The sequence below is a fragment of the Pseudomonas fluorescens genome, assembly GCF_004683905.1.
Classification (GTDB): Bacteria; Pseudomonadota; Gammaproteobacteria; order Pseudomonadales; family Pseudomonadaceae; genus Aquipseudomonas; species Aquipseudomonas putida_A.
In genome coordinates this window covers 96,180-116,757 of record NZ_CP038438.1, presented here as the reverse complement: position 1 = coordinate 116,757, position 20,578 = coordinate 96,180, and the positions used below count along the sequence as shown (strand labels likewise).

The window sequence follows — 20,578 nt, the reverse complement described above, 5'->3', positions numbered from 1 at the left end:
GTACATGCGCAGGAAGATACCCAGCACCACGGCCCTGATCAGCTTCGAAGCCGCCGCCCGCCACGAAAGCTTTACCAAGGCTGCCGAAGAACTTTCCCTCACCCAGGGCGCCATTTGCCGACAGATCGCCAGCCTTGAGGAGTTCCTCAGTGTGGAACTGTTCCGACGCTCGCGACGTGGAGTGAAGCTGACGGAAGCGGGACTTTCCTACAGCCGTCGGGTGGCCACGCAGCTCGACGCCGTCGAGCGCGACACGCTTTCGGTGATGGGCCAGCAGGGCACAAATGTGATCGAACTGGCGGTGGTGCCCACCTTCGGCACGCAATGGCTGCTGCCACGACTCAAGGACTTCCAGCTCAAGCACCCCGAGGTCACCGTCAACCTGACCAACCGCACTCGCCCGTTCCTGTTTGCCGACACCGATTTCGACGCAGCGATCTACTTCGGCGACGCCGATTGGTCGGGTACCGAATCCCACAGGCTGATGGGCGAAAATCCGATGCCGGTGTGCAGCCACACCCTACTCGGCAGCAGGACACATCTGACTCCTGACGAGATTGCCGAGCTGCCTCTGTTGCAGCAAACCACTCGCCCCTACGCCTGGCGCCAATGGTTCAATTCACAGCACCTGAACATCCCACGCGACATGACAGGTCCGCGCTACGAGCTATTCTCCATGCTGGCTCAGGCGGCCATGCACGACATGGGTATCGCGCTGATTCCACCGTTTCTGATTCAGCGCGAACTGGCCGAGAAACGCCTGGTGGTCGCCAACCCGAATGCGCTCTCCAGCATCAAGGCTTATTACCTGATGATTCCGGAGCGAAAGGTCGAATCGGCATCACTCAAGGCTTTTCGCGATTGGCTGGTCAATCAGGCAAACAGCTACAGCCTAGAAGGATAAAGGCTTAAAGCGATTACTAACCCGGTAGTCAGGAAAATCAAAGCCCTACAGATATAAGTATTTGTCGCAAAATCACAGACTGTATCCGAAAGTCGTACAGACGTCCCACAAGCGCCTGAAGACGTGGCTTTGAGCCTCCATCCACGACTCATTACAGCCTATTCACGCCACCGATGAGAAATATTTTCAAATTGAGCCAGAATCCTTGCAAGGCACGGCCTGCAAGGGATTCATCTGGCCATCTGCGACATTCGGTCACGGGATGACTTGTAGTTAATTTTCCGTCACCCGTCATAATCCCTTGAAGGGCATAAAGTTCGCCTGCAAAATGCCGCGCCCCGCCCTGATTTGGCGGGATCGTGCTGATCGGCCGCCCCAGTCGCACCATCCGCAGTGCCTGGGTTTACTCAATAAGATCACGCAGGAGATTTGACGTGCACATTGGTGTTCCTCTCGAAACCCAGACCGGTGAAACACGGGTTGCTGCAACCCCGGAAACCATTAAAAAGCTGATCAGCCAAGGCCATAAGGTCACTGTGCAAACCGGCGCCGGCGTTAAAGCCAGTGTTGTCGACAGTGCCTATGAAGCGGCGGGCGCAACCATTGGCAGTGCCAACGACGCGTTCGGCGCCGAGCTGATTCTCAAAGTGGTCGCCCCCAGCGACGCCGAACTGGCGCTGATCAAGCGCGGCACGGTGCTGGTGGGCATGCTCAACCCCTTCAATAACGAAACCATCGCCAAAATGGCCGAGTGCGGGATCACCGCGTTCGCCCTCGAAGCGGCGCCGCGCACCTCTCGCGCACAGAGTCTCGATGTGCTGTCGTCGCAGGCGAACATTGCCGGCTACAAGGCGGTGTTGCTGGCCGCGCACTACTATCCGCGCTTCATGCCGATGCTGATGACCGCTGCGGGCACCGTGAAAGCGGCGCGCGTGCTGATTCTGGGTGCCGGCGTGGCCGGGTTGCAGGCGATTGCCACGGCGAAACGTCTGGGTGCGGTGATCGAAGCGTCTGACGTGCGTCCGGCAGTGAAGGAACAGATCGAATCCCTCGGTGCGAAGTTCGTCGATGTGCCGTACGAAACTGACGAAGAACGTGAATGCGCGGTGGGTGTCGGCGGTTACGCGCGGCCTATGCCGGCAAGCTGGATGCAGCGTCAGGCCCAGGCTGTGCACGAACGCGCCAGGCAGGCCGACATCGTCATCACCACCGCACTGATCCCGGGCCGCAAGGCGCCGACACTGTTGAGCGCGGACACCGTGGCGCAGATGAAGCCGGGCTCGGTGGTCATCGACCTCGCGGCTGCGCAGGGCGGCAATTGCCCGCTGACCGTCGCCGATCAGGTCGTGGTCGAGAACGGCGTGACCATCGTCGGCCCGACCAACCTGGCCGGTGAAGTCGCTGCAGACGCCTCGGCGCTGTACGCCCGCAACCTGCTGGACTTCCTCAAGCTGGTGTTCACCAAAGAAGGCCAGTTCGACGTCAACCTCGAAGACGACATCGTCGCCGCGTGCCTGATGTGCCGCGACGGCCAAGTCATCCGCAAAAACGCCTAAGCAGGGATTCAGACGATGGAAGAGCTTATCTCCCCCGGTATCTACAACCTGATCATCTTCGTGCTGGCGATTTATGTCGGTTACCACGTGGTCTGGAACGTTACACCTGCGCTGCACACGCCGTTGATGGCGGTGACCAATGCCATTTCGGCAATCGTGATCGTCGGCGCCATGCTCGCTGCTGCGCTGACCGTCACGCCGCTAGGCAAGACCATGGGCACCCTCGCCGTGGCACTGGCTGCGGTCAATGTGTTCGGTGGCTTCCTGGTTACCCGCCGCATGCTTGAGATGTTCAAGAAGAAAGCCCCGAAAGCAAAAGAAGAGGCGCCGAAGTAATGAGCATGAATCTCGTCACGACGCTCTACCTGATCGCGTCAATCTGCTTTATCCAGGCCCTTAAAGGCCTGTCGCACCCGACCACGTCGCGGCGCGGCAACCTGTTCGGCATGCTCGGCATGGCGCTGGCCATCCTCACCACCATCGGCCTCATCTATAAGCTCGGTGCGGAACTGGCGACTGCCGGTATCGGTTACGTGATCGTCGGCCTGCTGATCGGCGGCACCGCCGGTTCGATCATGGCCAAGCGCGTCGAAATGACCAAGATGCCAGAGCTGGTCGCGTTCATGCACAGCATGATCGGTCTGGCGGCGGTGTTCATCGCCATTGCTGCGGTGGTCGAGCCGCAATCGCTGGGCATCGTCAAGCAACTGGGCGACTCGATCCCGGCGGGTAACCGTCTGGAGCTGTTCCTCGGCGCGGCGATTGGTGCAATCACCTTCTCCGGTTCGGTGATCGCCTTCGGCAAGCTGTCGGGCAAGTACAAGTTCCGCCTGTTCCAGGGCGCGCCGGTACAGTTCGCCGGTCAGCACAAGCTGAACGCGGTACTCGGTCTGGCGACACTGGTGCTGGGCGTGACCTTCATGCTCACCGGCAACCTCCCCGCGTTCGCGCTGATGCTGGCTCTGGCGTTCGTGATGGGGGTGCTGATCATCATCCCGATTGGCGGCGCCGACATGCCGGTGGTGGTGTCGATGCTCAACAGCTATTCGGGTTGGGCGGCAGCAGGTATCGGCTTCTCGCTGAACAACTCGATGCTGATCATTGCCGGCTCTCTGGTGGGTTCGAGCGGTGCGATCCTCTCGTACATCATGTGCAAGGCGATGAACCGTTCCTTCTTTAATGTACTGCTTGGCGGTTTCGGCAACACGGCCGACGCAGGACCTGCCGGTGCGAAAGAAGCCCGTCCGGTGAAATCCGGTTCGGCCGACGACGCAACGTTCCTGCTGACCAACGCCGACACCGTGATCATCGTCCCGGGTTACGGCCTGGCGGTGGCCCGTGCGCAGCATGCATTGAAAGAGCTGACCGAGAAACTGACCCATCGCGGCGTGACCGTGAAGTACGCGATTCACCCGGTGGCCGGTCGCATGCCGGGGCACATGAACGTCCTGCTCGCCGAGGCCGAAGTGCCTTACGACCAGGTGTTCGAGATGGAAGACATCAACTCCGAGTTCGGCCAGGCCGACGTGGTGCTGGTACTCGGCGCCAACGACGTGGTCAACCCGGCCGCCAAGAACGATCCGAAATCGCCGATTGCCGGCATGCCGATTCTCGAAGCGTTCAAGGCCAAGACCATCATCGTCAACAAGCGCTCGATGGCCAGCGGTTATGCCGGTCTGGACAACGAACTGTTCTACCTGGACAAGACCATGATGGTGTTCGGCGACGCGAAAAAAGTCATCGAAGACATGGTCAAAGCGGTGGAGTAATCCTCCGCAGCTGCACCGGACGCCCCGACTTGTCGGGGCGTTTTTGTTTGCGCAAACCGTCGGACAATTTGCCACGTTGTTGCAGATCCAGTAACGGTGTTTTACTTGAAACCCGCTAAATAGACGCCTCGTTTGCGACCTTGGTAGCGGGACAGGCGCCCGCGAAATTCACTAGACTGCGCATCCTGCTACTCGCTTCCCGAGAAAATAATCCATGTACCGTGACCGTATTCGCCTGCCTTCGTTGTTGGATAAAGTGATGAGCGCCGCCGACGCCGCCGCGCTGATTGAAGACGGCATGACCGTCGGCATGAGCGGCTTCACCCGCGCTGGCGAAGCCAAAGCCGTCCCTCACGCACTGGCCGAGCGAGCCAAGGTCACGCCGCTGAAGATCAGCCTGATGACCGGCGCCAGCCTGGGCAACGACCTCGACAAGCAACTGACCGAGGCCGGCGTGCTGTCGCGGCGCATGCCGTTCCAGGTCGACAGCACCTTGCGCAAGGCGATCAACGCCGGCGAAGTGATGTTCATCGACCAGCACCTGTCGGAAACCGTCGAGCAACTGCGCAACCAGCAACTGAAGCTGCCGGACATCGCAGTGATCGAAGCCGTGGCCATCACCGAGCAAGGCCACATCGTGCCGACCACCTCGGTGGGCAACTCGGCGAGCTTCGCGATTTTCGCCAAGCAAGTGATTGTCGAGATCAACCTGGCGCACAACGCCAACCTCGAAGGCCTGCATGACATCTATATCCCCACCTATCGCCCGACGCGCACGCCGATCCCGCTGGTGAAAGTCGACGATCGCATCGGCAGCACCGCGATCCCGATCCCGCCGGAGAAGATTGTCGCCATCGTCATCACTCAGCAGGCGGATTCGCCGTCCACGGTGTCGACCCCGGATGTCGACACCAATGCCATCGCCGAACACCTGATCACCTTCTTCAAGCAGGAGGTCGACGCCGGGCGCATGACCAACAAGCTCGGCCCGTTGCAGGCCGGGATCGGCAACATCGCCAACGCGGTGATGTGCGGTCTGATCGATTCGCCGTTCGAAGACCTGACCATGTACTCCGAAGTGCTGCAGGACTCGACCTTCGACCTGATCGACGCCGGCAAGCTGAGCTTTGCGTCGGGCAGCTCGATCACTTTGTCGGAGCGGCGCAACAGCGACGTGTTCGGCAACCTGGAGAAGTACAAGGACAAACTGGTGCTGCGCCCGCAGGAGATCTCCAACCACCCGGAAGTGGTGCGTCGTCTGGGTATCATTGGCATCAACACCGCGCTGGAGTTCGATATCTACGGCAACGTCAACTCCACCCACGTCTGCGGCACGCGGATGATGAACGGTATCGGCGGTTCGGGGGACTTTGCGCGCAACGCGCACCTGGCGGTGTTCGTGACCAAATCGATCGCGAAGGGCGGGGCGATTTCCAGCGTGGTGCCGATGGTCAGCCACGTTGACCACACCGAGCATGACGTCGACATTCTGGTGACCGAAGTCGGTCTGGCTGACCTACGCGGCCTGGCCCCACGCGAACGCGCTCGGGTGATCATCGACAACTGTGTGCACCCGGACTATCGCCAGGCGCTGAACGACTACTTCACCGCAGCGTGCGCCATCGGTGGCCACACCCCGCACATTCTGCGTGATGCCTTGAGCTGGCACATAAACCTGGAAGAAACCGGGCACATGCTGGCGGTGTAATTCACACAGTCAAACCGCTGATGCAAACACAATTTGTGTCAGCGGATTTTTTAACCCGCCACATCTGGCAAAAACTGTACTGCTGTACCGGTTGTTTCCTACAGATTTTGCCTACCTCCTTCCTCGAATTGAGCAAAAACGCACCACATTAGTGCTGACAGGTACAGTTTGCTCAATTTCGACCCGTACACCCCCTATAAACAGTTAACTGGTCACTCACAATACAGTTGAACTGTATCTAGAGAGACTAGGCAAACGAGAGGATCATGGGCACCAGTTAAACCACTACCTGATCCCGCCACAAGCGGAAGGATGTCAACCATGGAACGTACACTCAGTTCCGAACTGTTCTTCGAAGACAAAGCTGCAAAAAACCAGGCTTCCCTGCCTCTGCGCGTTATCGCTAACCTGATGTTGTGGCAGCGCCGCATCTCCAGCCGCCACCAACTGGCTCGTCTGGATTCGCGTCTGCTGGCTGACGCCGGTATAAGCGAAGCACAACGCTACGAAGAGCTGAGCAAGCCGTTCTGGCGCTAAGTAGCGTCGCTGGCTCTGGTCATCAGACCCACCGCCAGCAACCCGAATTGAACACACAAGACCCGTCGCGGGAAACCGCGACGGGTTTTGTCGTTTCAGGGTTCGAAAATGCCCGTACAGCAGAATATTCAAAGTACAGGTACAGTTCTCAATAAACAAAATCTGAACCAGTACAATTTTTCATGAGTGTATCTGCTCGCCAAACTGCATCGGGCGCAGCATGTCCTTAACCCTCCTCGGTTTAAGGAAAACGCCATGAAAGGCTTACAGGATGTTTCGACAGCTTCGACTCTACCCCGCGCTCACTCGCACCTGCTGCGGCGCCTGTTTCGACCCCTGTGGCAAGGACTGGAGCGCGCCAGGACGCGGCGCCTGCTGGCTCAACTGGACCAGCGCGACCTAGCGGATCTGGGCCTCAGCCATGCCGATCGGCTCAGAGAACTGGAGAAACCCTTCTGGCGCTAGCATTCTGCCCACTGTCCGAACCTCGCGCGCAGGCCTAATATCCACGCCAGAACGTGGCGAATCTTCTGTAACCCGCGTCTGACTCATCAGACACAAGCCACCTCTCAATACGGTTTACTATCAGGAGATACACCATGTCCCGTCTTCGCCTGCTCAGCGCTGCCGCCTTGCTGGCCGTGGCTGCCAACGCCAGTGCCTCCAGCTTCATTGTGACCACCGACGCCGTGGTTGGCGCGCTGAAATCCTCCTCGGACGCCACCTCCGATGTCAGCTCTTCGCTGCGTGACAACAAAGTCGTGATCGCCGCCCGTGACGACGCTGCCAGCTTCGTCGCCAGTGAAGGCCAGATCCGTGGCGTGAAACTGGAAAGTGCTCTGGACCTGATCCGTCATCAGGCACCGCAACTGAACGCGACCGACTTCCAACTGGCGCAAGCCATCCTCGCGATCTGATCCAACGATGCCGCACGGGGCACGCCAGTCGTGTCCCGATGTTTCGCCGCTGGCTCTGGCCCGCGCATTTGCGCTAGCCTTGAAGCTCGTTAACCGTTACCGAGTCTCATGCGTTTATTCAGACTGTTTTTCCCTTGCGTATTGGTCAGTGCCTTCTGGGCGACCTCGGTCGATGCCTTTGATGTCTCCACACAAAACACCGTGGTCAGCGTTTGGGCGACCGGAATGGTGTCTTCCGCACCATTCGACCGTAAACTGATCATCGCCGCTCACGATGACGCGGCGGCGTTTGTCGCCAGTGACGGTCAATTGCGCGGCGCGCAGCTCGAATCCGCCTTGCATTACTTGCGCAAATCCCGACCAAAACTTCATGTCAGCGACCTTGAACTGGCACAGGCAATTCTCGTCCAATAGTTATCATGATCCCTCGTTAACATTGCCCTCCGGAGTCGTTCCATGCGTAGCCCGCTGATTGCTGCCGCCCTTGGCCTGTTTTTGTTGGCCGATGTGGCCCAGGCACACACCCTGGTAGCCACCAGTAACATCATCGTTCGTGCCTCCCAGCGCACCATCGATTTCACCTCCGATACCACGACGTCGATTCGCGATTCGAAAATCATCCGCGAAGCCCACGACGATGCGGCCAGCTTCGTTGCCACCAACGGCGATATCCGCGGTGCGCACCTGGAAGCCGCCCTCAACACCTTGCGCACGCGCGTGCCGGAAGCCCGCGACGCCAGTGATCAGGTGCTCGCCGAAGCCATCCTCGCCCTGTGAAGTCACTCGGCGCCTGGCTACTGGCCGGGGCGTTGTTGCTGCTTGGCAACAGCGCCCACGCCAGCCTGCAATTGCGACTCAAGACCGACGGCCTGAGCCCCGCCCAGCAACAGGCCAGTCAAACGCTGCTCGATGAAGCCATGCAGAAACTGCCGCCCAGTTTCGTCGAACAGCTGGATCGGCGCATCGACGTCGGCTGGTCCGACGACATGCCTAGCAATGCGTACGGCCAGGCGACCCTGGTTGCCGAGCTCGACCTGAACCGCAAACTGCTCGCCGGCCTCACCGACGGCAGCGCGGCCACAGAGAAAACCAATCGCCCCCATGGCACTGTGCGCCAGGAACTGCTGGCAACGGTGCTGCATGAACTCACCCACATTTATGACCGCGCGCGCCTGTGGCCCGCCGCCGAGCGCACGCTGATTCAGCGCTGCACTCGCCGCAGTAACAGCGCCGGCCTGGTCGGCATTCCCGATGAGTGCCGTGGCCAGACCGAGCGACGCTTTACCCTCAGCGATGATCCACGTCTGCTTGATCTCGCCGGTTGGCAACAATACGTCGGCCGCCGCGGCGAGCGTGAACAACACAATCGTCAGGTGGCCCGCAGCCCGGACCTGTACGAAATCTCCAGCCCGAAAGAGTTTGTCGCGGTCAACATGGAGTATTTCCTCCTCGACCCGAGCTACGCCTGCCGCCGTCCGGCGCTCTATCGCTACTACAAGGCGCGCTTCGGCTGGGCACCACCGGCCAAGGACACCTGCAGCAATACCTTCGCCTTTCTCAACGCCGGCAACGACTTCGCCAAACAGCCCTTGGGCCAGGTCGACCCGGAGCGGGTGTATGCCGTCGATTATCTGCTGGCTGAAGCCAACCAGAACTGGGTCAGCCGCTGGGGCCACAGCATGCTGCGGCTGGTGATCTGCGCGCCGGGTCGACCACGGGGCCCGGATTGCCGGCTCGACCTCGACCAGCATCTGGTGCTGTCCTACCGCGCCTTTGTCGGTGACGTGCAGCTGTCGAGCTGGGACGGTCTGGTCGGCAAGTACCCGTCGCGGTTGTTCGTGCTGCCACTGGCCCAAGTGATCGACGAGTACACCAAGACCGAGCTGCGCAGCCTTGCCTCCGTGCCGCTGAACCTGTCGCGCAGTGAGATTGAAGGCGTGGTCGAACACGCTGCCGAGATGCACTGGAGCTATGACGGCAACTACTTCTTCCTGTCGAACAACTGCGCGGTGGAAGGCCTCAAGCTGCTGCGCAGCGGCAGCAACAACAAGCAACTTGTCGGCCTCGACAGCATCATGCCCAACGGCTTGCTGGAGGTGATGAAAGGTCGCGGGTTGGCCGACACCAGCGTGCTCGACAATCCCAAGGAAGCCCTGCGCCTGGGCTACCGCTTCGATTCGTTCCGCGATCGCTATCAGGCGATGTTCGATGTGTTGAAAAAGCAGCTGCCGATCAAGCAAACCAGCGTCGAAGATTGGCTATCGCTGTCTGCCGAAGAACGTCGCCAGTGGTTCGAACGTGCAGACCTGCGCACCAGCGCTGCATTGCTCCTGCTGGAACAGGCGAGTTATCGCCGCCAGTTGCTGCTGGCCCAGGACGAGGTCAAGCAGCGCTACCTCGGCGCCCGGGAGCTGGAAAACGGCGGCATGGACAAGGCCAACGCCACCCTGCAGGAAATTCTCGCCAACAGCGGCTTCCTCAGTCGTCCGGCAGAACTGCTCGACAGCCGTGGCTACGGGCTGCCGCAACCAAGCGAGTTCAAGCGCCTGCAGGACGAAAGCGCCCAACGCCAGAAACAACTGCTGGCGCTGAGCGGCGATCTGGACAAGGAAGTGCGCAAGTTGCTGGAACCCAAGCGAGCGGCCGAAATTGCCGCCAGCGAAGCCAACGTGAAGCAGATCGGCGAGCATCTGCGCAGACTGCACAAGGCATCTGGCGGACTGGAGTTGCCTTAAAAGCAAAAAGATCGCAGCCTGCGGCAGTTCCTACAGAGATAAATGTAGGAGCTGCCGCAGGCTGCGATCTTTTTATTGCCTGTAAATCAGTACAAAACACCATCCAGAATTTCGTAAACGATCCCGGTACCCACTGCGATCAGCACGATATCGCCCCCGGCGCGGCGCCACTCATAACCCGGATAAACCGGCAGACGACTCAGCGCCCGACCGTCCAGCCGCTCGCCGTAGTAACCATGCGGTAACGGCCGACCACGCTCCAGATGAATGCCCGGTGGCGGCGGTGCACCGCGCACGAAATAGCCGTGATTGTCGCGAATGGTCTGGCGTACCGGGCCGAAGTCGTGTGGCGGGCCGCCTCGGTGGTCGTTCTGCGGGCCACGGTGATCGTCACCACGGTTATCGTAGTGGCCCTGCTGCGGGCCGCCGTGGTCATGATCATCGCGTGGATCGGCGCTGGCCAGCAGCGGCGTCGCGCTGAGCATCAGCACGCCCAGTCCGGCAATCAGACGTTTCGGCATTTTCATCAAGTCTTCCTCACTGCACCAACAGCAAAAAGGGATTCAGAACGTGGTTCTGAATCCCTCGGTCTTGCTCAATTAGGCCGTGCTGTGAGGCGCTAATTCCTCTGTATCAGGAACTTTACCTTCAGCTGACGCGGGCCTGACGCACGCCCTCGGACAGCGCCTTGCACAGACCCAGCACGCCATCGACAGCCTGGGCCGGCGTGGTCGCATTGGCGATGTGATCGATCAGTGCCGAACCCACCACCACCCCGTCCGCCAAACGAGCGATGGACGCCGCCTGCTCCGGAGTACGGATGCCGAAACCGATGCTGATCGGCAGGTCAGTGTGGCGACGCAAACGGGTGACCGCCTCTTCGACGTGTTCCAGAGTCGCCGCACCGGCACCGGTCACACCGGCCACCGACACGTAGTAAACGAAGCCCGAGCTGCCATTGAGCACTTTCGGCAGACGTGCATCATCAGTGGTCGGGGTGGTCAGGCGGATGAAGTCCAGACCCGCAGCCTGTGCCGGGTCGCACAGTTCATTGTTGTGCTCTGGCGGCATGTCGACCACGATCAGGCCGTCGACGCCCGCGTCTTTGGCGTCAGCGATGAAACGTTCAACGCCATACATGTGGATCGGGTTGAAGTAGCCCATCAGCACCAGCGGCGTGTCGCTGTTGCCTTCGCGAAACTCGCGAACCATTTGCAGGGTTTTCGCCAGATTCTGCTTGGCGCCCAAGGCACGGATATTCGCCAGTTGAATCGCCGGACCGTCGGCCATCGGGTCGGTGAACGGCATGCCCAGCTCGATCACGTCGGCGCCAGCGCCCGGCAGACCTTTGAGGATCGCCAGCGAAGTGTCGTAGTCCGGATCACCGGCGGTGACGAAGGTCACCAGCGCGGCGCGATTCTGTTGCTTGAGGTCGGCAAAACGGGTTTGCAGGCGGCTCATCAGTGTTTCTCCTGCTTCGACTGTTCCATGTGATGCATGACGGTCTGCATGTCTTTGTCGCCACGGCCGGAGAGGTTGACCACCATCAGGTGATCCTTCGGCAGTTTCGGTGCGCGTTTGAACACTTCAGCCAGCGCATGCGCGCTTTCCAGTGCCGGGATGATGCCTTCGAGGCGGCAGCACTGGTGGAACGCAGCGAGGGCTTCGTCGTCGGTGACCGAGGTGTACTGGACGCGGCCGATGTCATGCAACCAGGCGTGCTCAGGGCCAATGCCCGGATAATCGAGACCGGCGGAAATCGAGTGGGCGTCGATGATCTGGCCATCGTCGTCCTGCAACAGGAAGGTACGGTTGCCGTGCAGCACACCGGGTACGCCGCCGTTGAGGCTCGCCGCGTGCTTGCCGGTTTCGATGCCGTAACCGGCCGCTTCAACCCCGATGATTTCGACGCTTTGATCATCGAGGAACGGGTGGAACAGGCCCATGGCGTTGGAACCGCCGCCGATGCACGCCACCAGACTGTCCGGCAGACGACCTTCCTGAGCTTGCAACTGCTCGCGGGTCTCCTTGCCGATCACCGCCTGGAAGTCGCGCACCATGGCTGGGTACGGGTGCGGGCCGGCCACGGTGCCGATCAGGTAGAAGGTGCTGTCGACGTTGGTCACCCAGTCACGCAGCGCTTCGTTCATCGCGTCTTTCAGGGTGCCGGTGCCGGCCACCACCGGGATCACTTCGGCGCCCAGCAGCTTCATGCGGAACACGTTGGCCTGCTGACGTTCGATGTCCGTGGTGCCCATGTAGATCACGCAGTCCAGACCGAAACGTGCGGCCACGGTGGCAGTCGCAACGCCGTGCATGCCGGCACCGGTCTCGGCGATGATGCGTTTCTTGCCCATGCGCCGCGCCAGCAGGATCTGGCCGATGCAATTGTTGATCTTGTGCGCGCCGGTGTGGTTCAGCTCTTCGCGTTTGAGGTAGATCTTCGCGCCGCCGCAGAACTCGGTCAGACGCTCGGCGAAGTACAGCGGGCTCGGACGACCGACATAGTCACGCTGGAAGTAGGCCAGCTCTTCCTTGAACGCCGGATCTTCCTTGGCCGCCTCGTATTCGCGGGCCAGATCGAGGATCAACGGCATCAGGGTTTCCGCCACGTAGCGGCCGCCGAACGCACCGAACAGGCCGTTATCGTCAGGGCCGCTGCGCAGGTTGGAGGTGTTCGAAGTCTGGGTCATGATGTGCTCCAGGTGAATTCGGGTGAGAAGACAATGGCGTCCACTCTACCCCTGACCTCCCAGGCTGAAAACCGATAAGATCGCCACAACCTGTCAGGAAAACTCACAGATCCCATGAGCCACGACCTTCCCCCGTTGAATGCCTTGCGCGCGTTCGAAGCCACCGCCCGACTGAACAGCGTCAGTCAGGCGGCCGAACAGCTGCACGTCACCCACGGCGCGGTTAGCCGTCAGCTCAAGGTGCTCGAAGAGCACCTCGGCGTCAGCTTGTTCGTCAAGGACGGCCGTGGCCTCAAACTCACAGATGCCGGAGTTCGTTTGCGGGACGCCAGCGGTGAGGCCTTTGATCGCTTGCGCAGCGTCTGCGCCGAGCTGACGCAGAGCACCGCTGATGCGCCGTTCGTACTCGGCTGCTCCGGCAGTCTGTTGGCGCGCTGGTTTATTCCACGCCTGGGACGACTCAACGCGGACTTGCCGGACTTGCGTCTGCATCTGTCGGCGGGTGAAGGCGATCTCGACCCGCGGCGCCCCGGACTCGATGCCTTGCTGTTGTTCGCCGAGCCGCCATGGCCGGCAGACATGCAGGTCTACGAACTGGCCGCAGAACGCATCGGCCCGGTGATGAGCCCGCTGTTCAGTGGCTACCAACGCCTGCAAGCGGCGCCGGCGTCAGCCTTGCTCAGCGAGCCGCTGCTGCACACCACATCGCGCCCGCAAGCCTGGCCGAGTTGGGCACAGCAAAATCACCTCGACGCCAAGGCGTTGAGGTTGGGGCAAGGTTTTGAGCATTTGTATTATCTGCTGGAAGCCGCAGTGGCCGGACTCGGCGTGGCAATCGCGCCAGAGCCGCTGGTGGCCGAGGACTTGAAGGCCGGTCGCCTGGTTGCGCCGTGGGGCTTTTGCGAAACCCCGGCGCAACTGGCGTTGTGGCTACCCAAGCGCGCCGCAGACGGACGCGCCCGGCAACTGGCGCAATGGCTCAAGAATGAGCTGCGCCAGACGGATCACTCGCCGCGCTTGAACAGCAAATAAGCAGCCAGCAGACCGATTGCACCGACTGCCACACCGGCTGTGGTCCAAGGGTGTTCCTGAGCGTAATCGCGGGTGGCGATGCCGGTCTCGCGGGTTTTCACTTTGACTTCTTCATAGGCATCGCTGAGCAGGCTGCGCGAATGTTTCAGCGCGCTTTCAGCGTTGCTCTTGAGCGCCTTGAGGGTCTTGCGCGACTCGTCGGACGCGTCGTCCTTCAGGCTTTCCAACGATTTGAGCAGACTCTCGATCTCGGCTTCCATGCTTTGCAACGAGGCTTTACGTAAAGAGGTGTTGGCCATGGTGGCTCTCCTGCATTGGTGATGAGTGGCGTGTGTTGGTTGGGACTTCAGCGGTTTGAGAAAGTGCAGAAAATCTGAACTTCACTTGCATCGAGCCGCCGAAATCAACAGTGCAGATTCACTGCTAGTCTCAAATCCACACATCCAGGAGATCGCCATGAGTGACCATCACACGTACAAGAAAGTCGAGCTGGTCGGCTCGTCCACCACCAGCATCGAAGACGCCATCAACAATGCGCTGGCTGAAGCGAACAAGAGCATCAAACATCTGGAATGGTTTGAAGTGGTCGAGACCCGAGGCCACATCAAGGACGGCAAGGCTGCGCATTTCCAGGTCACACTCAAAGTCGGCTTCCGGATTGCCAGCAGCTGAGTTTGGGCTACGCTTCTGAACTTGCGCGCTGGCCGAGTGCCATAGGAATGGCAAAGCGCTACAAGGTGAGTGCATCGGCATAGCCGGTGCCCGCCTCTTTTAATCCGACCAGGGAGTGCGACCGATGAAGAAGTTCATATTGGCAGTAGGTTTGTTGAGCCTTGCGGGTGGCGCGTTTGCTGCTGGCAAGCCTTGTGAAGAGTTGAAAAGCGAGATCGCGGCGAAGCTGGATGCCAAGGGCGTTTCCGGGTATTCGCTGGAGGTTGTCGACAAGGGAGCCAATGGCGGAAAAGTTGTGGGCACCTGTGAAGGCGGCACCAAGGAAATCGTCTACAAACGCGGGTGATCGCGATTGAAATGCAAAAGCCGACGCGAAGGCGTCGGCTTTTTTGTGGGCCACTGGTTCCCAATGTGGGAGCGGGCTTGCTCGCGAAAGCGTTATGTCAGCCGACATCCAGGGTGTCTGACACTCCGTCTTCGCGAGCAAGCCCGCTCCCACAGAAGCCGTATTCCAGAGTCAGCCCTTCATCACCTGCGCCAGCAATTCATAGGAATGCAGGCGATCGGCATGCTCATACAGATCGCAGGTGAAAATCAGCTCATCGGCCTGGGTCTGCTCGACCAGCACCTCCAGCTTCGCACGGATCTTCTGCGGGCTGCCAACCATCGCCAGACCGAGGAAATCCCCCACCGCTTCGCGCTCATGGGGCAGCCACAGGCCGTCCATGGTTTTCACCGGCGGACGCTGCACCAGACTCTGCCCACGCATCAGCGCGAGAATTCGCTGGTACACCGAGGTCGCCAGGTAGTCGGCCTGCTCATCGGTATCGGCTGCCACCAACGGCACCCCGAGCATCACGTACGGCTTGTCGAGCACCGCCGACGGTTTGAAGTGATTGCGATAGACGCGAATCGCCTCGTGCATGAAGCGCGGGGCGAAGTGCGAAGCGAAGGCGTAGGGCAACCCGCGCTCACCGGCCAGTTGCGCGCTGAACAGGCTGGAACCGAGCAACCAGATCGGCACGTTGGTGCCGGTGCCGGGCATGGCGATCACCCGTTGATCCGGGGTGCGCGGGCCGAGGAAGCGCGCCAGCTCGGCGACGTCTTCCGGGAAATCATCGGCACTGCCGGAGCGCTCACGACGCAGGGCGCGGGCGGTCATCTGGTCGGAGCCGGGCGCGCGGCCCAGACCCAGATCGATGCGTCCCGGATACAGGCTTTCGAGAGTGCCGAACTGCTCGGCGATCACCAGCGGCGCGTGGTTCGGCAGCATCACCCCGCCGGAGCCGACACGAATCGTCGAGGTACCGCCGGCCAGGTATCCCAGCAACACCGAGGTGGCAGAACTGGCGATACCGTCCATGTTGTGGTGCTCGGCCACCCAGAAGCGGGTGTAGCCGAATTTCTCGACGTGCTGCGCCAGGTCCAGCGAGTTGCGCAGCGATTGCGCCGGGCTGCCATTCTCGCGCACCGGCACCAGATCGAGGGTGGAAAACTTTACGTCGGACAGTTGCTTCATAAACCTGCGTCTCCGAATAAGGAGGCAGGTTTTTCTTGCGAACGAAAACCTGCCCAATCCATAAGCGTGTTTTATGCAATGAGGGCATATACCCGAGTTTCAATAGCCGCGATGAAATTTCCTACTAAAAAAGTCAACGATTCAACCGGGCTGAACTTTGTCCCGACGTCTATCCTCAGAAGCCTTGCAAGCAAAAACCACGACGGCGCGGCGTTCCGCGCCAGATCTTGAGGAGGCAGACATGGCTATCGTGAAGAAAGCATCCGCACATTGGGCAGGCGATCTGAAAACCGGCATCGGCTCGATCTCTACCGAGACTGGCGTCCTCAGAGAAGCGCCGTACGGCTTCAAGGCCCGCTTCGAAGGCGGCAAGGGCACCAACCCGGAAGAACTGATCGGCGCCGCGCATGCCGGCTGTTTTTCCATGGCGTTCTCGATGATTCTCGGTGATGCGGGCCTGAAGGCCGAGAGCATCGACACCCAGGCTGAAGTCACCTTGGATCAGGTCGAGGGTGGCTTTGCCATCACCGCGATCAAGTTGATCCTCAAGGCGAAAATCCCGGGCGCTACTCAGGCGCAGTTTGAAGAGCTGAGCAACAAGGCCAAGGAAGGATGCCCGGTGTCCAAGGTACTGAATGCGAAGATTACCCTTGAGGCTTCGCTGGTCAGCTGATCAGGCATTAACTGCACTGGCGCCATCGCGAGCAGGCTCACTCCTACATTCGATCTCCAGCGGACACATCAAGTGTGAACAATCGGGATCCCCTGTAGGAGTGAGCCTGCTCGCGATGGCAATCCAACAATCACCACAATTCCTGAAGATGTGAGCGAAGTCAGAACCTGCCCCGCAAAAATATGGTCGAATAAGTGACAGCAGCTTCAGCGCACGCCCGTGCGCGCTGCATCAGGGAGCTTCATCTATGAAACGTATTGGCTTGGCGATTCTTTGCAGTGCACTGGCCACAACGGTTCTCGCCGCACCGAAAGACTGCGAAGAATTGAAGAAAGAGATCGAAGTAAAGATCCAGGCGAATGCAGTGCCGTCCTACACACTGGAAATTGTCAGCAAGGAAGAGGCCGACAAGCACGACGTGGCGATGGTTGTCGGCACCTGCGAAAACGGCACAAAAGCGATCGTCTACCAGAAGAACGACATCTGACAGTCCGCTCAAGGCACGCAGTTGATCTGGCGCTCTTCGGCAACTATCTGCCCTTGGCGATTGATCAACCGAGCACTCGGCGTGAACGCCAGCGACCGGGCTTCAAGTCGGTAACGTTGCCCGGCTTCGAAATGATCGTAGCGCACGGTCATGTAACACAGGCGCTCCTGCGGGTCGGTGTCCAAGCCCTGGCTGCCACCGAAGATCTCGAAATCGAAGCGCACCGTCAGCTCATGACTGCCCGGCGCGACCTGGAAAAAGCGCCCGTCCCGCAGGCGCACGTTGTCCAGCCGTTCAGCCATCAGCACCTTACCGCCGGGTGTCGGCATCGAAAAGTCGACCCAGGCCTTGCCCGGATCGGCTGCCGGCATCGGGCTCTGGCAGCCAGCAAGCAGACTTGCAGCGAGCAACAACGTCAACCTGTGCATGATCAATGTCCCGTGATTTGGACATCCAGCATAATCCCGATCAGGTTTTCTGGCAGCCTGCGGGTGTGCCCTGCCCTACGACTTTGCGCTGTTCATCATAAAGCCTGGCCCATGGCCGAAAACCGATGCTGCCGGCTTGCAACTGATAGCGCTGACCGGCGTTGAAGTCCTTGAATTTCACCTTCAACTGACAATCGCGCCACAGCGGTTCGGCGTCGGGGCCGATGTTGGTGGCTTCGACCGGAAACTGATAACGCACCTTCAACTCATGGCTGCCGGGCTGCACTTCGAAATAACGTTTGTCGACAGTTGCCTTGTCATCGACTTTCAGCGCTTGCAACGCCGTGTCCTGTTGCCGGGCATCGAGATCAATCCAGGCTTGCGAGGGGTCAGGATCGGGCATTCCGAATCCGGCACAACCGGCCAGCGTCAGCAGGCCTCCTGTCAGCAACAACATGCGCATAGCGAAGCTCCAAATGGCGGGATAGTCTTGCGGGCAGACTTTCCAAAGGATTTTTATTTTGAGCAGGCCGCTTCCAAGCCATGGGTTACTTGATCGCGTTTTTCGGATTTTGTTTCCGGGGGTGATGTTTTTGTTGCTCAACGGTTGTTCCAGCGTCAGCTATTACAGCCAGTTGGCCAGCGGTCAGTTGCAGTTGTTGCGAGCGCGTGAGCCGGTGGCCAAGGTGATTGCCGACCCAAGCCGCGATGCAACCCTGCGCACGCACCTGACCCAGTCGCAAAAGGCCCGGGACTTCGCCAGCGAACAGCTGCACCTGCCGGACAACCAGAGCTATCGGCTGTACGCCGACATCGGCCGGCCGTATGTGGTGTGGAACGTGTTCGCCACCCCGGAGTTTTCCCTGACCCCGCAGAACCATTGCTTCCCGATCGCCGGTTGCGTGGCCTATCGCGGCTACTACAGCCAGAGCGCTGCCCGGGGCGAAGCGGCGATTCAGCGCCTGCAAGGCATGGACGTGTCGATTGGCGGCGTCGAGGCCTATTCGACCCTCGGCTGGTTCAATGACCCGATCCTCAATTCGATGATGGGCTGGGGTGACGAACGCCTGGCCACGCTGATCTTTCATGAACTGGCGCATCAGCGTTTCTATGTGAAAGACGACACCGAGTTCAATGAGTCGTTTGCCACGTTTGTCGAGCAGGAAGGCACCCGCCAGTGGCGGGCGTTTCGTGGCCTGCCGCCGGACACCGATGCCAGGCTCAAGCAGCGCGATCAGTTCATCGAACTGGTGCTGGAAACGCGCTCACGCCTGGAAAAGCTCTACGCTCAGCCGCTGCCAGCCGAGCAGATGCGCGAACGCAAAGCGGCGACGTTCGAGCAGTTTCGCCGCGAATATCGATTGATGCGCGACCGCCAGTGGGCCGGGGACAAGCGTTACGACGCCTGGGTGAACATGCCGCTGAACAATGCGCGGTTGCTGCCGTTTGGGCTGTATGACCAGTGGGTGCCGGCGTTTGCAGCGTTGTTCAGGCAGGTTGGGGGGGATTGGCTGCGGTTTTATGCCGAGGTTGAGAAGTTGGGAGATTTGCCGGTTATCGAGCGTAAGGCAGCACTCAAAGCATTGGCAGAAGCCTGATTTTTCGCGGTCTGTACTGGCCTCTTCGCGAGCAAGCCCGCTCCCACAGGTGACATGCATGCCTCCTGTGGGAGCGGGCTTGCTCGCGAAGACTGACTGATCAGCGCCGCAAAAACGCCTGATGCAACTCAGCCAAAGTCTCAAAGTGATAAGCCGGCGCTTCGGCACTCAACTCTTCAAAACTGCCAAACCCATAGCCCACTGCCGCCGCGTCCACGCCGTTGCTGCGCGCGCCGATCAGATCATGCTTGCGGTCGCCGATCATCAGCGTATTGGCCGGATCCAGCCCTTCTTCGGCGATCAGGTGCGCAATCAGCTCGACCTTGTTGGTCCGCGTGCCATCCAGCTCACTGCCGTAGATCACCTTGAAGTGTTTAGCGAAGTCGAAATGCCGGGCGATTTCCCGGGCAAATTCCCAAGGTTTGGAGGTCGCGATGTACAGCTGCCGCCCCTGGCCGCTCAGGGTCTCGAGCAACAGCGTGACGCCGTCGAACACACGGTTCTCGTACAGGCCGGTGACCTTGAAGCGCTCACGATAGAAATTCACCGCCTCCCAGGCCTTGGCCTCGTCGAAGCCATAGAACTGCATGAACGCCTGCAACAGCGGCGGGCCGATGAAGTGTTCGAGTTTGCTCAGGTCCGGCTCGTCGATGCCGAGTTTGCTTAAGGCAAACTGGATGGAACGGGTGATGCCTTCACGCGGGTCGGTCAGGGTGCCATCGAGGTCGAACAGTACGGTCTGGTAGTGCATGAGAAATCCTGAGCAGGTATAGGTCGATTCAGAGCTGATCGTAGCCTTCGGCCAGATGCAGGTCCTTGAGCTTCACGTAGTTCGCCGCGCTGTAGGTGAAGAAGGCACGCTCCTTGTCGGTCAACGAGCGGACTTGTTTCACCGGGCTGCCCACGTACAGGAAGCCGCTTTCCAGGCGCTTGCCCGGCGGTACCAGGCTGCCGGCGCCGATGATCACATCGTCCTCGACCACCGCGCCGTCCATGACGATGCTGCCCATACCGATCAGCACACGGCTGCCAACGCTGCAGCCATGCAGCATGACCTTGTGGGCGATGGTCACGTCATCGCCGATCAGCAGCGGGAAACCATCCGGGTTGAACGGGCCGGCGTGGGTGATGTGCAGCACGCAGCCGTCCTGCACGCTGGTGCGCGCGCCGATACGGATGCGGTGCATGTCGCCACGGATCACGGTCAGCGGCCACACGGAGCTGTCTTCGCCGATTTCGACGTCGCCGATCACCACCGCGGAGGCGTCGACAAACGCGCCCTTGCCGAGTTGCGGGGTGTGATTCTGGTACTTGCGAACGGGCACGATAAGTTCTCTCTCTGTCGCCGAT

General features: G+C 60.1%; 26 protein-coding genes. 17 read left to right on the top strand and 9 right to left on the bottom strand.

Features of this window, described 5'->3' with window-relative positions:
- Positions 1 to 4 precede the first annotated feature (4 nt).
- The 11 genes from E4T63_RS00595 to E4T63_RS00545 all read left to right on the top strand — a co-directional run bounded on the left by E4T63_RS00595 (position 5) and on the right by E4T63_RS00545 (position 10,126).
- Positions 5 to 904: a LysR family transcriptional regulator gene (locus tag E4T63_RS00595; protein ID WP_135294681.1), complete on the top strand. Its 900-nt coding sequence runs from the start codon at positions 5 to 7 to the stop codon at positions 902 to 904.
- 434 nt (positions 905 to 1,338) lie between these two features.
- Positions 1,339 to 2,460 (top strand): Re/Si-specific NAD(P)(+) transhydrogenase subunit alpha, encoded by a 1,122-nt coding sequence (locus E4T63_RS00590; RefSeq protein WP_135294680.1) that lies wholly within the window; start codon positions 1,339 to 1,341, stop codon positions 2,458 to 2,460.
- A 15-nt stretch (positions 2,461 to 2,475) separates the two neighbouring features.
- Positions 2,476 to 2,796, top strand: a complete 321-nt coding sequence (locus E4T63_RS00585; protein ID WP_003220416.1) for an NAD(P) transhydrogenase subunit alpha — start codon at positions 2,476 to 2,478, stop codon at positions 2,794 to 2,796.
- A complete protein-coding gene (locus E4T63_RS00580; RefSeq protein WP_135294679.1) occupies positions 2,796 to 4,229 on the top strand; it encodes an NAD(P)(+) transhydrogenase (Re/Si-specific) subunit beta in 1,434 nt (477 codons plus the stop codon). The genes E4T63_RS00585 and E4T63_RS00580 overlap by 1 nt, the downstream gene beginning before the upstream one ends.
- Before the next feature lie 214 nt (positions 4,230 to 4,443).
- On the top strand, positions 4,444 to 5,937 hold the full coding sequence (locus E4T63_RS00575; protein ID WP_003220411.1) for an acetyl-CoA hydrolase/transferase family protein: 1,494 nt from the start codon (positions 4,444 to 4,446) through the stop codon (positions 5,935 to 5,937).
- A 321-nt stretch (positions 5,938 to 6,258) separates the two neighbouring features.
- Entirely contained in the window at positions 6,259 to 6,474 is a 216-nt protein-coding gene (locus tag E4T63_RS00570) for a DUF1127 domain-containing protein (RefSeq protein ID WP_007962833.1), read from the top strand.
- 255 nt (positions 6,475 to 6,729) lie between these two features.
- Positions 6,730 to 6,939, top strand: a complete 210-nt coding sequence (locus E4T63_RS00565; RefSeq protein ID WP_098966513.1) for a DUF1127 domain-containing protein — start codon at positions 6,730 to 6,732, stop codon at positions 6,937 to 6,939.
- Between the two features lie 134 nt (positions 6,940 to 7,073).
- Positions 7,074 to 7,391 (top strand): DUF2388 domain-containing protein, encoded by a 318-nt coding sequence (locus tag E4T63_RS00560; protein WP_007962831.1) that lies wholly within the window; start codon positions 7,074 to 7,076, stop codon positions 7,389 to 7,391.
- A gap of 108 nt (positions 7,392 to 7,499) precedes the next feature.
- Entirely contained in the window at positions 7,500 to 7,805 is a 306-nt protein-coding gene (locus tag E4T63_RS00555) for a DUF2388 domain-containing protein (protein WP_098966511.1), read from the top strand.
- Positions 7,806 to 7,847: 42 nt separating this feature from the next.
- On the top strand, positions 7,848 to 8,168 hold the full coding sequence (locus tag E4T63_RS00550; RefSeq protein ID WP_007911662.1) for a DUF2388 domain-containing protein: 321 nt from the start codon (positions 7,848 to 7,850) through the stop codon (positions 8,166 to 8,168).
- Positions 8,165 to 10,126, top strand: coding sequence for a DUF4105 domain-containing protein (locus E4T63_RS00545; protein WP_135294678.1), 1,962 nt, complete (start codon positions 8,165 to 8,167; stop codon positions 10,124 to 10,126). The genes E4T63_RS00550 and E4T63_RS00545 overlap by 4 nt, the downstream gene beginning before the upstream one ends.
- 86 nt (positions 10,127 to 10,212) lie before the next feature.
- On the opposite strand, the gene E4T63_RS00540 is transcribed toward E4T63_RS00545, so the two are convergent.
- The 3 genes from E4T63_RS00540 to trpB all read right to left on the bottom strand — a co-directional run bounded on the left by E4T63_RS00540 (position 10,213) and on the right by trpB (position 12,819).
- Entirely contained in the window at positions 10,213 to 10,653 is a 441-nt protein-coding gene (locus E4T63_RS00540; protein ID WP_027610197.1) for an anti-virulence regulator CigR family protein, read from the bottom strand.
- Between the two features lie 121 nt (positions 10,654 to 10,774).
- A complete protein-coding gene (gene trpA / locus E4T63_RS00535; RefSeq protein ID WP_135294677.1) occupies positions 10,775 to 11,587 on the bottom strand; it encodes a tryptophan synthase subunit alpha in 813 nt (270 codons plus the stop codon).
- Positions 11,587 to 12,819, bottom strand: a complete 1,233-nt coding sequence (gene trpB / locus E4T63_RS00530) for a tryptophan synthase subunit beta (protein ID WP_041074734.1) — start codon at positions 12,817 to 12,819, stop codon at positions 11,587 to 11,589. Before trpB ends, trpA begins: the two co-directional genes overlap by 1 nt.
- Positions 12,820 to 12,933: 114 nt before the next feature.
- On the opposite strand from trpB, the gene E4T63_RS00525 reads away from it, so the two are divergent.
- The gene (locus E4T63_RS00525) at positions 12,934 to 13,851 is read left to right on the top strand and encodes a LysR family transcriptional regulator (protein WP_135294676.1); all 918 of its coding nucleotides are present in this window, start codon (positions 12,934 to 12,936) and stop codon (positions 13,849 to 13,851) included.
- Here the strand turns inward: E4T63_RS00525 and E4T63_RS00520 are convergent.
- Positions 13,824 to 14,150, bottom strand: coding sequence for a DUF883 family protein (locus tag E4T63_RS00520; protein WP_003220391.1), 327 nt, complete (start codon positions 14,148 to 14,150; stop codon positions 13,824 to 13,826). The two genes, E4T63_RS00525 and E4T63_RS00520, sit on opposite strands and share 28 nt — an antisense overlap.
- Before the next feature lie 157 nt (positions 14,151 to 14,307).
- Here E4T63_RS00520 and E4T63_RS00515 point away from each other — a divergent pair, with 157 nt between their 5' ends.
- Both E4T63_RS00515 and E4T63_RS00510 read left to right on the top strand, forming a co-directional pair.
- Positions 14,308 to 14,523, top strand: coding sequence for a dodecin (locus E4T63_RS00515; RefSeq protein ID WP_083367411.1), 216 nt, complete (start codon positions 14,308 to 14,310; stop codon positions 14,521 to 14,523).
- A gap of 124 nt (positions 14,524 to 14,647) precedes the next feature.
- Complete coding sequence (locus E4T63_RS00510; RefSeq protein WP_135294675.1) at positions 14,648 to 14,869, top strand: DUF1161 domain-containing protein; 222 nt, start codon at positions 14,648 to 14,650, stop codon at positions 14,867 to 14,869.
- A 171-nt stretch (positions 14,870 to 15,040) separates the two neighbouring features.
- Here E4T63_RS00510 and E4T63_RS00500 read toward each other — a convergent pair whose 3' ends face one another.
- A complete protein-coding gene (locus E4T63_RS00500) occupies positions 15,041 to 16,042 on the bottom strand; it encodes an LLM class flavin-dependent oxidoreductase (RefSeq protein WP_047297487.1) in 1,002 nt (333 codons plus the stop codon).
- Positions 16,043 to 16,283: 241 nt separating this feature from the next.
- On the opposite strand from E4T63_RS00500, the gene E4T63_RS00495 reads away from it, so the two are divergent.
- Both E4T63_RS00495 and E4T63_RS00490 read left to right on the top strand, forming a co-directional pair.
- Positions 16,284 to 16,715, top strand: coding sequence for an OsmC family protein (locus tag E4T63_RS00495; RefSeq protein WP_007962818.1), 432 nt, complete (start codon positions 16,284 to 16,286; stop codon positions 16,713 to 16,715).
- Positions 16,716 to 16,962: 247 nt separating this feature from the next.
- Positions 16,963 to 17,202, top strand: coding sequence for a DUF1161 domain-containing protein (locus tag E4T63_RS00490; protein WP_027610205.1), 240 nt, complete (start codon positions 16,963 to 16,965; stop codon positions 17,200 to 17,202).
- Between the two features lie 8 nt (positions 17,203 to 17,210).
- Here E4T63_RS00490 and E4T63_RS00485 read toward each other — a convergent pair whose 3' ends face one another.
- Together E4T63_RS00485 and E4T63_RS00480 are read right to left on the bottom strand one after the other, a co-directional pair.
- Positions 17,211 to 17,630 carry a hypothetical protein gene (locus E4T63_RS00485; protein ID WP_027610206.1) on the bottom strand — a complete coding sequence of 140 codons (420 nt, stop codon included), beginning with the start codon at positions 17,628 to 17,630 and terminating at the stop codon, positions 17,211 to 17,213.
- A 40-nt stretch (positions 17,631 to 17,670) separates the two neighbouring features.
- Positions 17,671 to 18,093 carry a hypothetical protein gene (locus E4T63_RS00480; RefSeq protein WP_027610207.1) on the bottom strand — a complete coding sequence of 141 codons (423 nt, stop codon included), beginning with the start codon at positions 18,091 to 18,093 and terminating at the stop codon, positions 17,671 to 17,673.
- Positions 18,094 to 18,151: 58 nt separating this feature from the next.
- Here E4T63_RS00480 and E4T63_RS00475 point away from each other — a divergent pair, with 58 nt between their 5' ends.
- Positions 18,152 to 19,228: an aminopeptidase gene (locus E4T63_RS00475; RefSeq protein ID WP_098966506.1), complete on the top strand. Its 1,077-nt coding sequence runs from the start codon at positions 18,152 to 18,154 to the stop codon at positions 19,226 to 19,228.
- Positions 19,229 to 19,328: 100 nt separating this feature from the next.
- Here E4T63_RS00475 and E4T63_RS00470 read toward each other — a convergent pair whose 3' ends face one another.
- Positions 19,329 to 19,979, bottom strand: coding sequence for an HAD family hydrolase (locus E4T63_RS00470; RefSeq protein WP_135294674.1), 651 nt, complete (start codon positions 19,977 to 19,979; stop codon positions 19,329 to 19,331).
- Between the two features lie 28 nt (positions 19,980 to 20,007).
- Positions 20,008 to 20,553 carry a gamma carbonic anhydrase family protein gene (locus E4T63_RS00465; RefSeq protein ID WP_095139718.1) on the bottom strand — a complete coding sequence of 182 codons (546 nt, stop codon included), beginning with the start codon at positions 20,551 to 20,553 and terminating at the stop codon, positions 20,008 to 20,010.
- Positions 20,554 to 20,578 lie beyond the last annotated feature (25 nt).

Bases quoted from the DNA above. Each gene is read 5' to 3' on its own strand.
- E4T63_RS00595 (WP_135294681.1), top strand. From the start codon at position 5: ATGCGCAGGAAGATACCCAGCACCACGGCCCTGATCAGCTTCGAAGCC.
- E4T63_RS00585 (WP_003220416.1), top strand. From the start codon at position 2,476: ATGGAAGAGCTTATCTCCCCCGGTATCTACAACCTGATCATCTTCGTG.
- E4T63_RS00580 (WP_135294679.1), top strand. From the start codon at position 2,796: ATGAGCATGAATCTCGTCACGACGCTCTACCTGATCGCGTCAATCTGC.
- E4T63_RS00575 (WP_003220411.1), top strand. From the start codon at position 4,444: ATGTACCGTGACCGTATTCGCCTGCCTTCGTTGTTGGATAAAGTGATG.
- E4T63_RS00570 (WP_007962833.1), top strand. From the start codon at position 6,259: ATGGAACGTACACTCAGTTCCGAACTGTTCTTCGAAGACAAAGCTGCA.
- E4T63_RS00565 (WP_098966513.1), top strand. From the start codon at position 6,730: ATGAAAGGCTTACAGGATGTTTCGACAGCTTCGACTCTACCCCGCGCT.
- E4T63_RS00560 (WP_007962831.1), top strand. From the start codon at position 7,074: ATGTCCCGTCTTCGCCTGCTCAGCGCTGCCGCCTTGCTGGCCGTGGCT.
- E4T63_RS00555 (WP_098966511.1), top strand. From the start codon at position 7,500: ATGCGTTTATTCAGACTGTTTTTCCCTTGCGTATTGGTCAGTGCCTTC.
- E4T63_RS00550 (WP_007911662.1), top strand. From the start codon at position 7,848: ATGCGTAGCCCGCTGATTGCTGCCGCCCTTGGCCTGTTTTTGTTGGCC.
- E4T63_RS00540 (WP_027610197.1), bottom strand. From the start codon at position 10,653: ATGAAAATGCCGAAACGTCTGATTGCCGGACTGGGCGTGCTGATGCTC.
- trpA (WP_135294677.1), bottom strand. From the start codon at position 11,587: ATGAGCCGCCTGCAAACCCGTTTTGCCGACCTCAAGCAACAGAATCGC.
- trpB (WP_041074734.1), bottom strand. From the start codon at position 12,819: ATGACCCAGACTTCGAACACCTCCAACCTGCGCAGCGGCCCTGACGAT.
- E4T63_RS00525 (WP_135294676.1), top strand. From the start codon at position 12,934: ATGAGCCACGACCTTCCCCCGTTGAATGCCTTGCGCGCGTTCGAAGCC.
- E4T63_RS00520 (WP_003220391.1), bottom strand. From the start codon at position 14,150: ATGGCCAACACCTCTTTACGTAAAGCCTCGTTGCAAAGCATGGAAGCC.
- E4T63_RS00515 (WP_083367411.1), top strand. From the start codon at position 14,308: ATGAGTGACCATCACACGTACAAGAAAGTCGAGCTGGTCGGCTCGTCC.
- E4T63_RS00510 (WP_135294675.1), top strand. From the start codon at position 14,648: ATGAAGAAGTTCATATTGGCAGTAGGTTTGTTGAGCCTTGCGGGTGGC.
- E4T63_RS00500 (WP_047297487.1), bottom strand. From the start codon at position 16,042: ATGAAGCAACTGTCCGACGTAAAGTTTTCCACCCTCGATCTGGTGCCG.
- E4T63_RS00495 (WP_007962818.1), top strand. From the start codon at position 16,284: ATGGCTATCGTGAAGAAAGCATCCGCACATTGGGCAGGCGATCTGAAA.
- E4T63_RS00490 (WP_027610205.1), top strand. From the start codon at position 16,963: ATGAAACGTATTGGCTTGGCGATTCTTTGCAGTGCACTGGCCACAACG.
- E4T63_RS00485 (WP_027610206.1), bottom strand. From the start codon at position 17,630: ATGCACAGGTTGACGTTGTTGCTCGCTGCAAGTCTGCTTGCTGGCTGC.
- E4T63_RS00480 (WP_027610207.1), bottom strand. From the start codon at position 18,093: ATGCGCATGTTGTTGCTGACAGGAGGCCTGCTGACGCTGGCCGGTTGT.
- E4T63_RS00470 (WP_135294674.1), bottom strand. From the start codon at position 19,979: ATGCACTACCAGACCGTACTGTTCGACCTCGATGGCACCCTGACCGAC.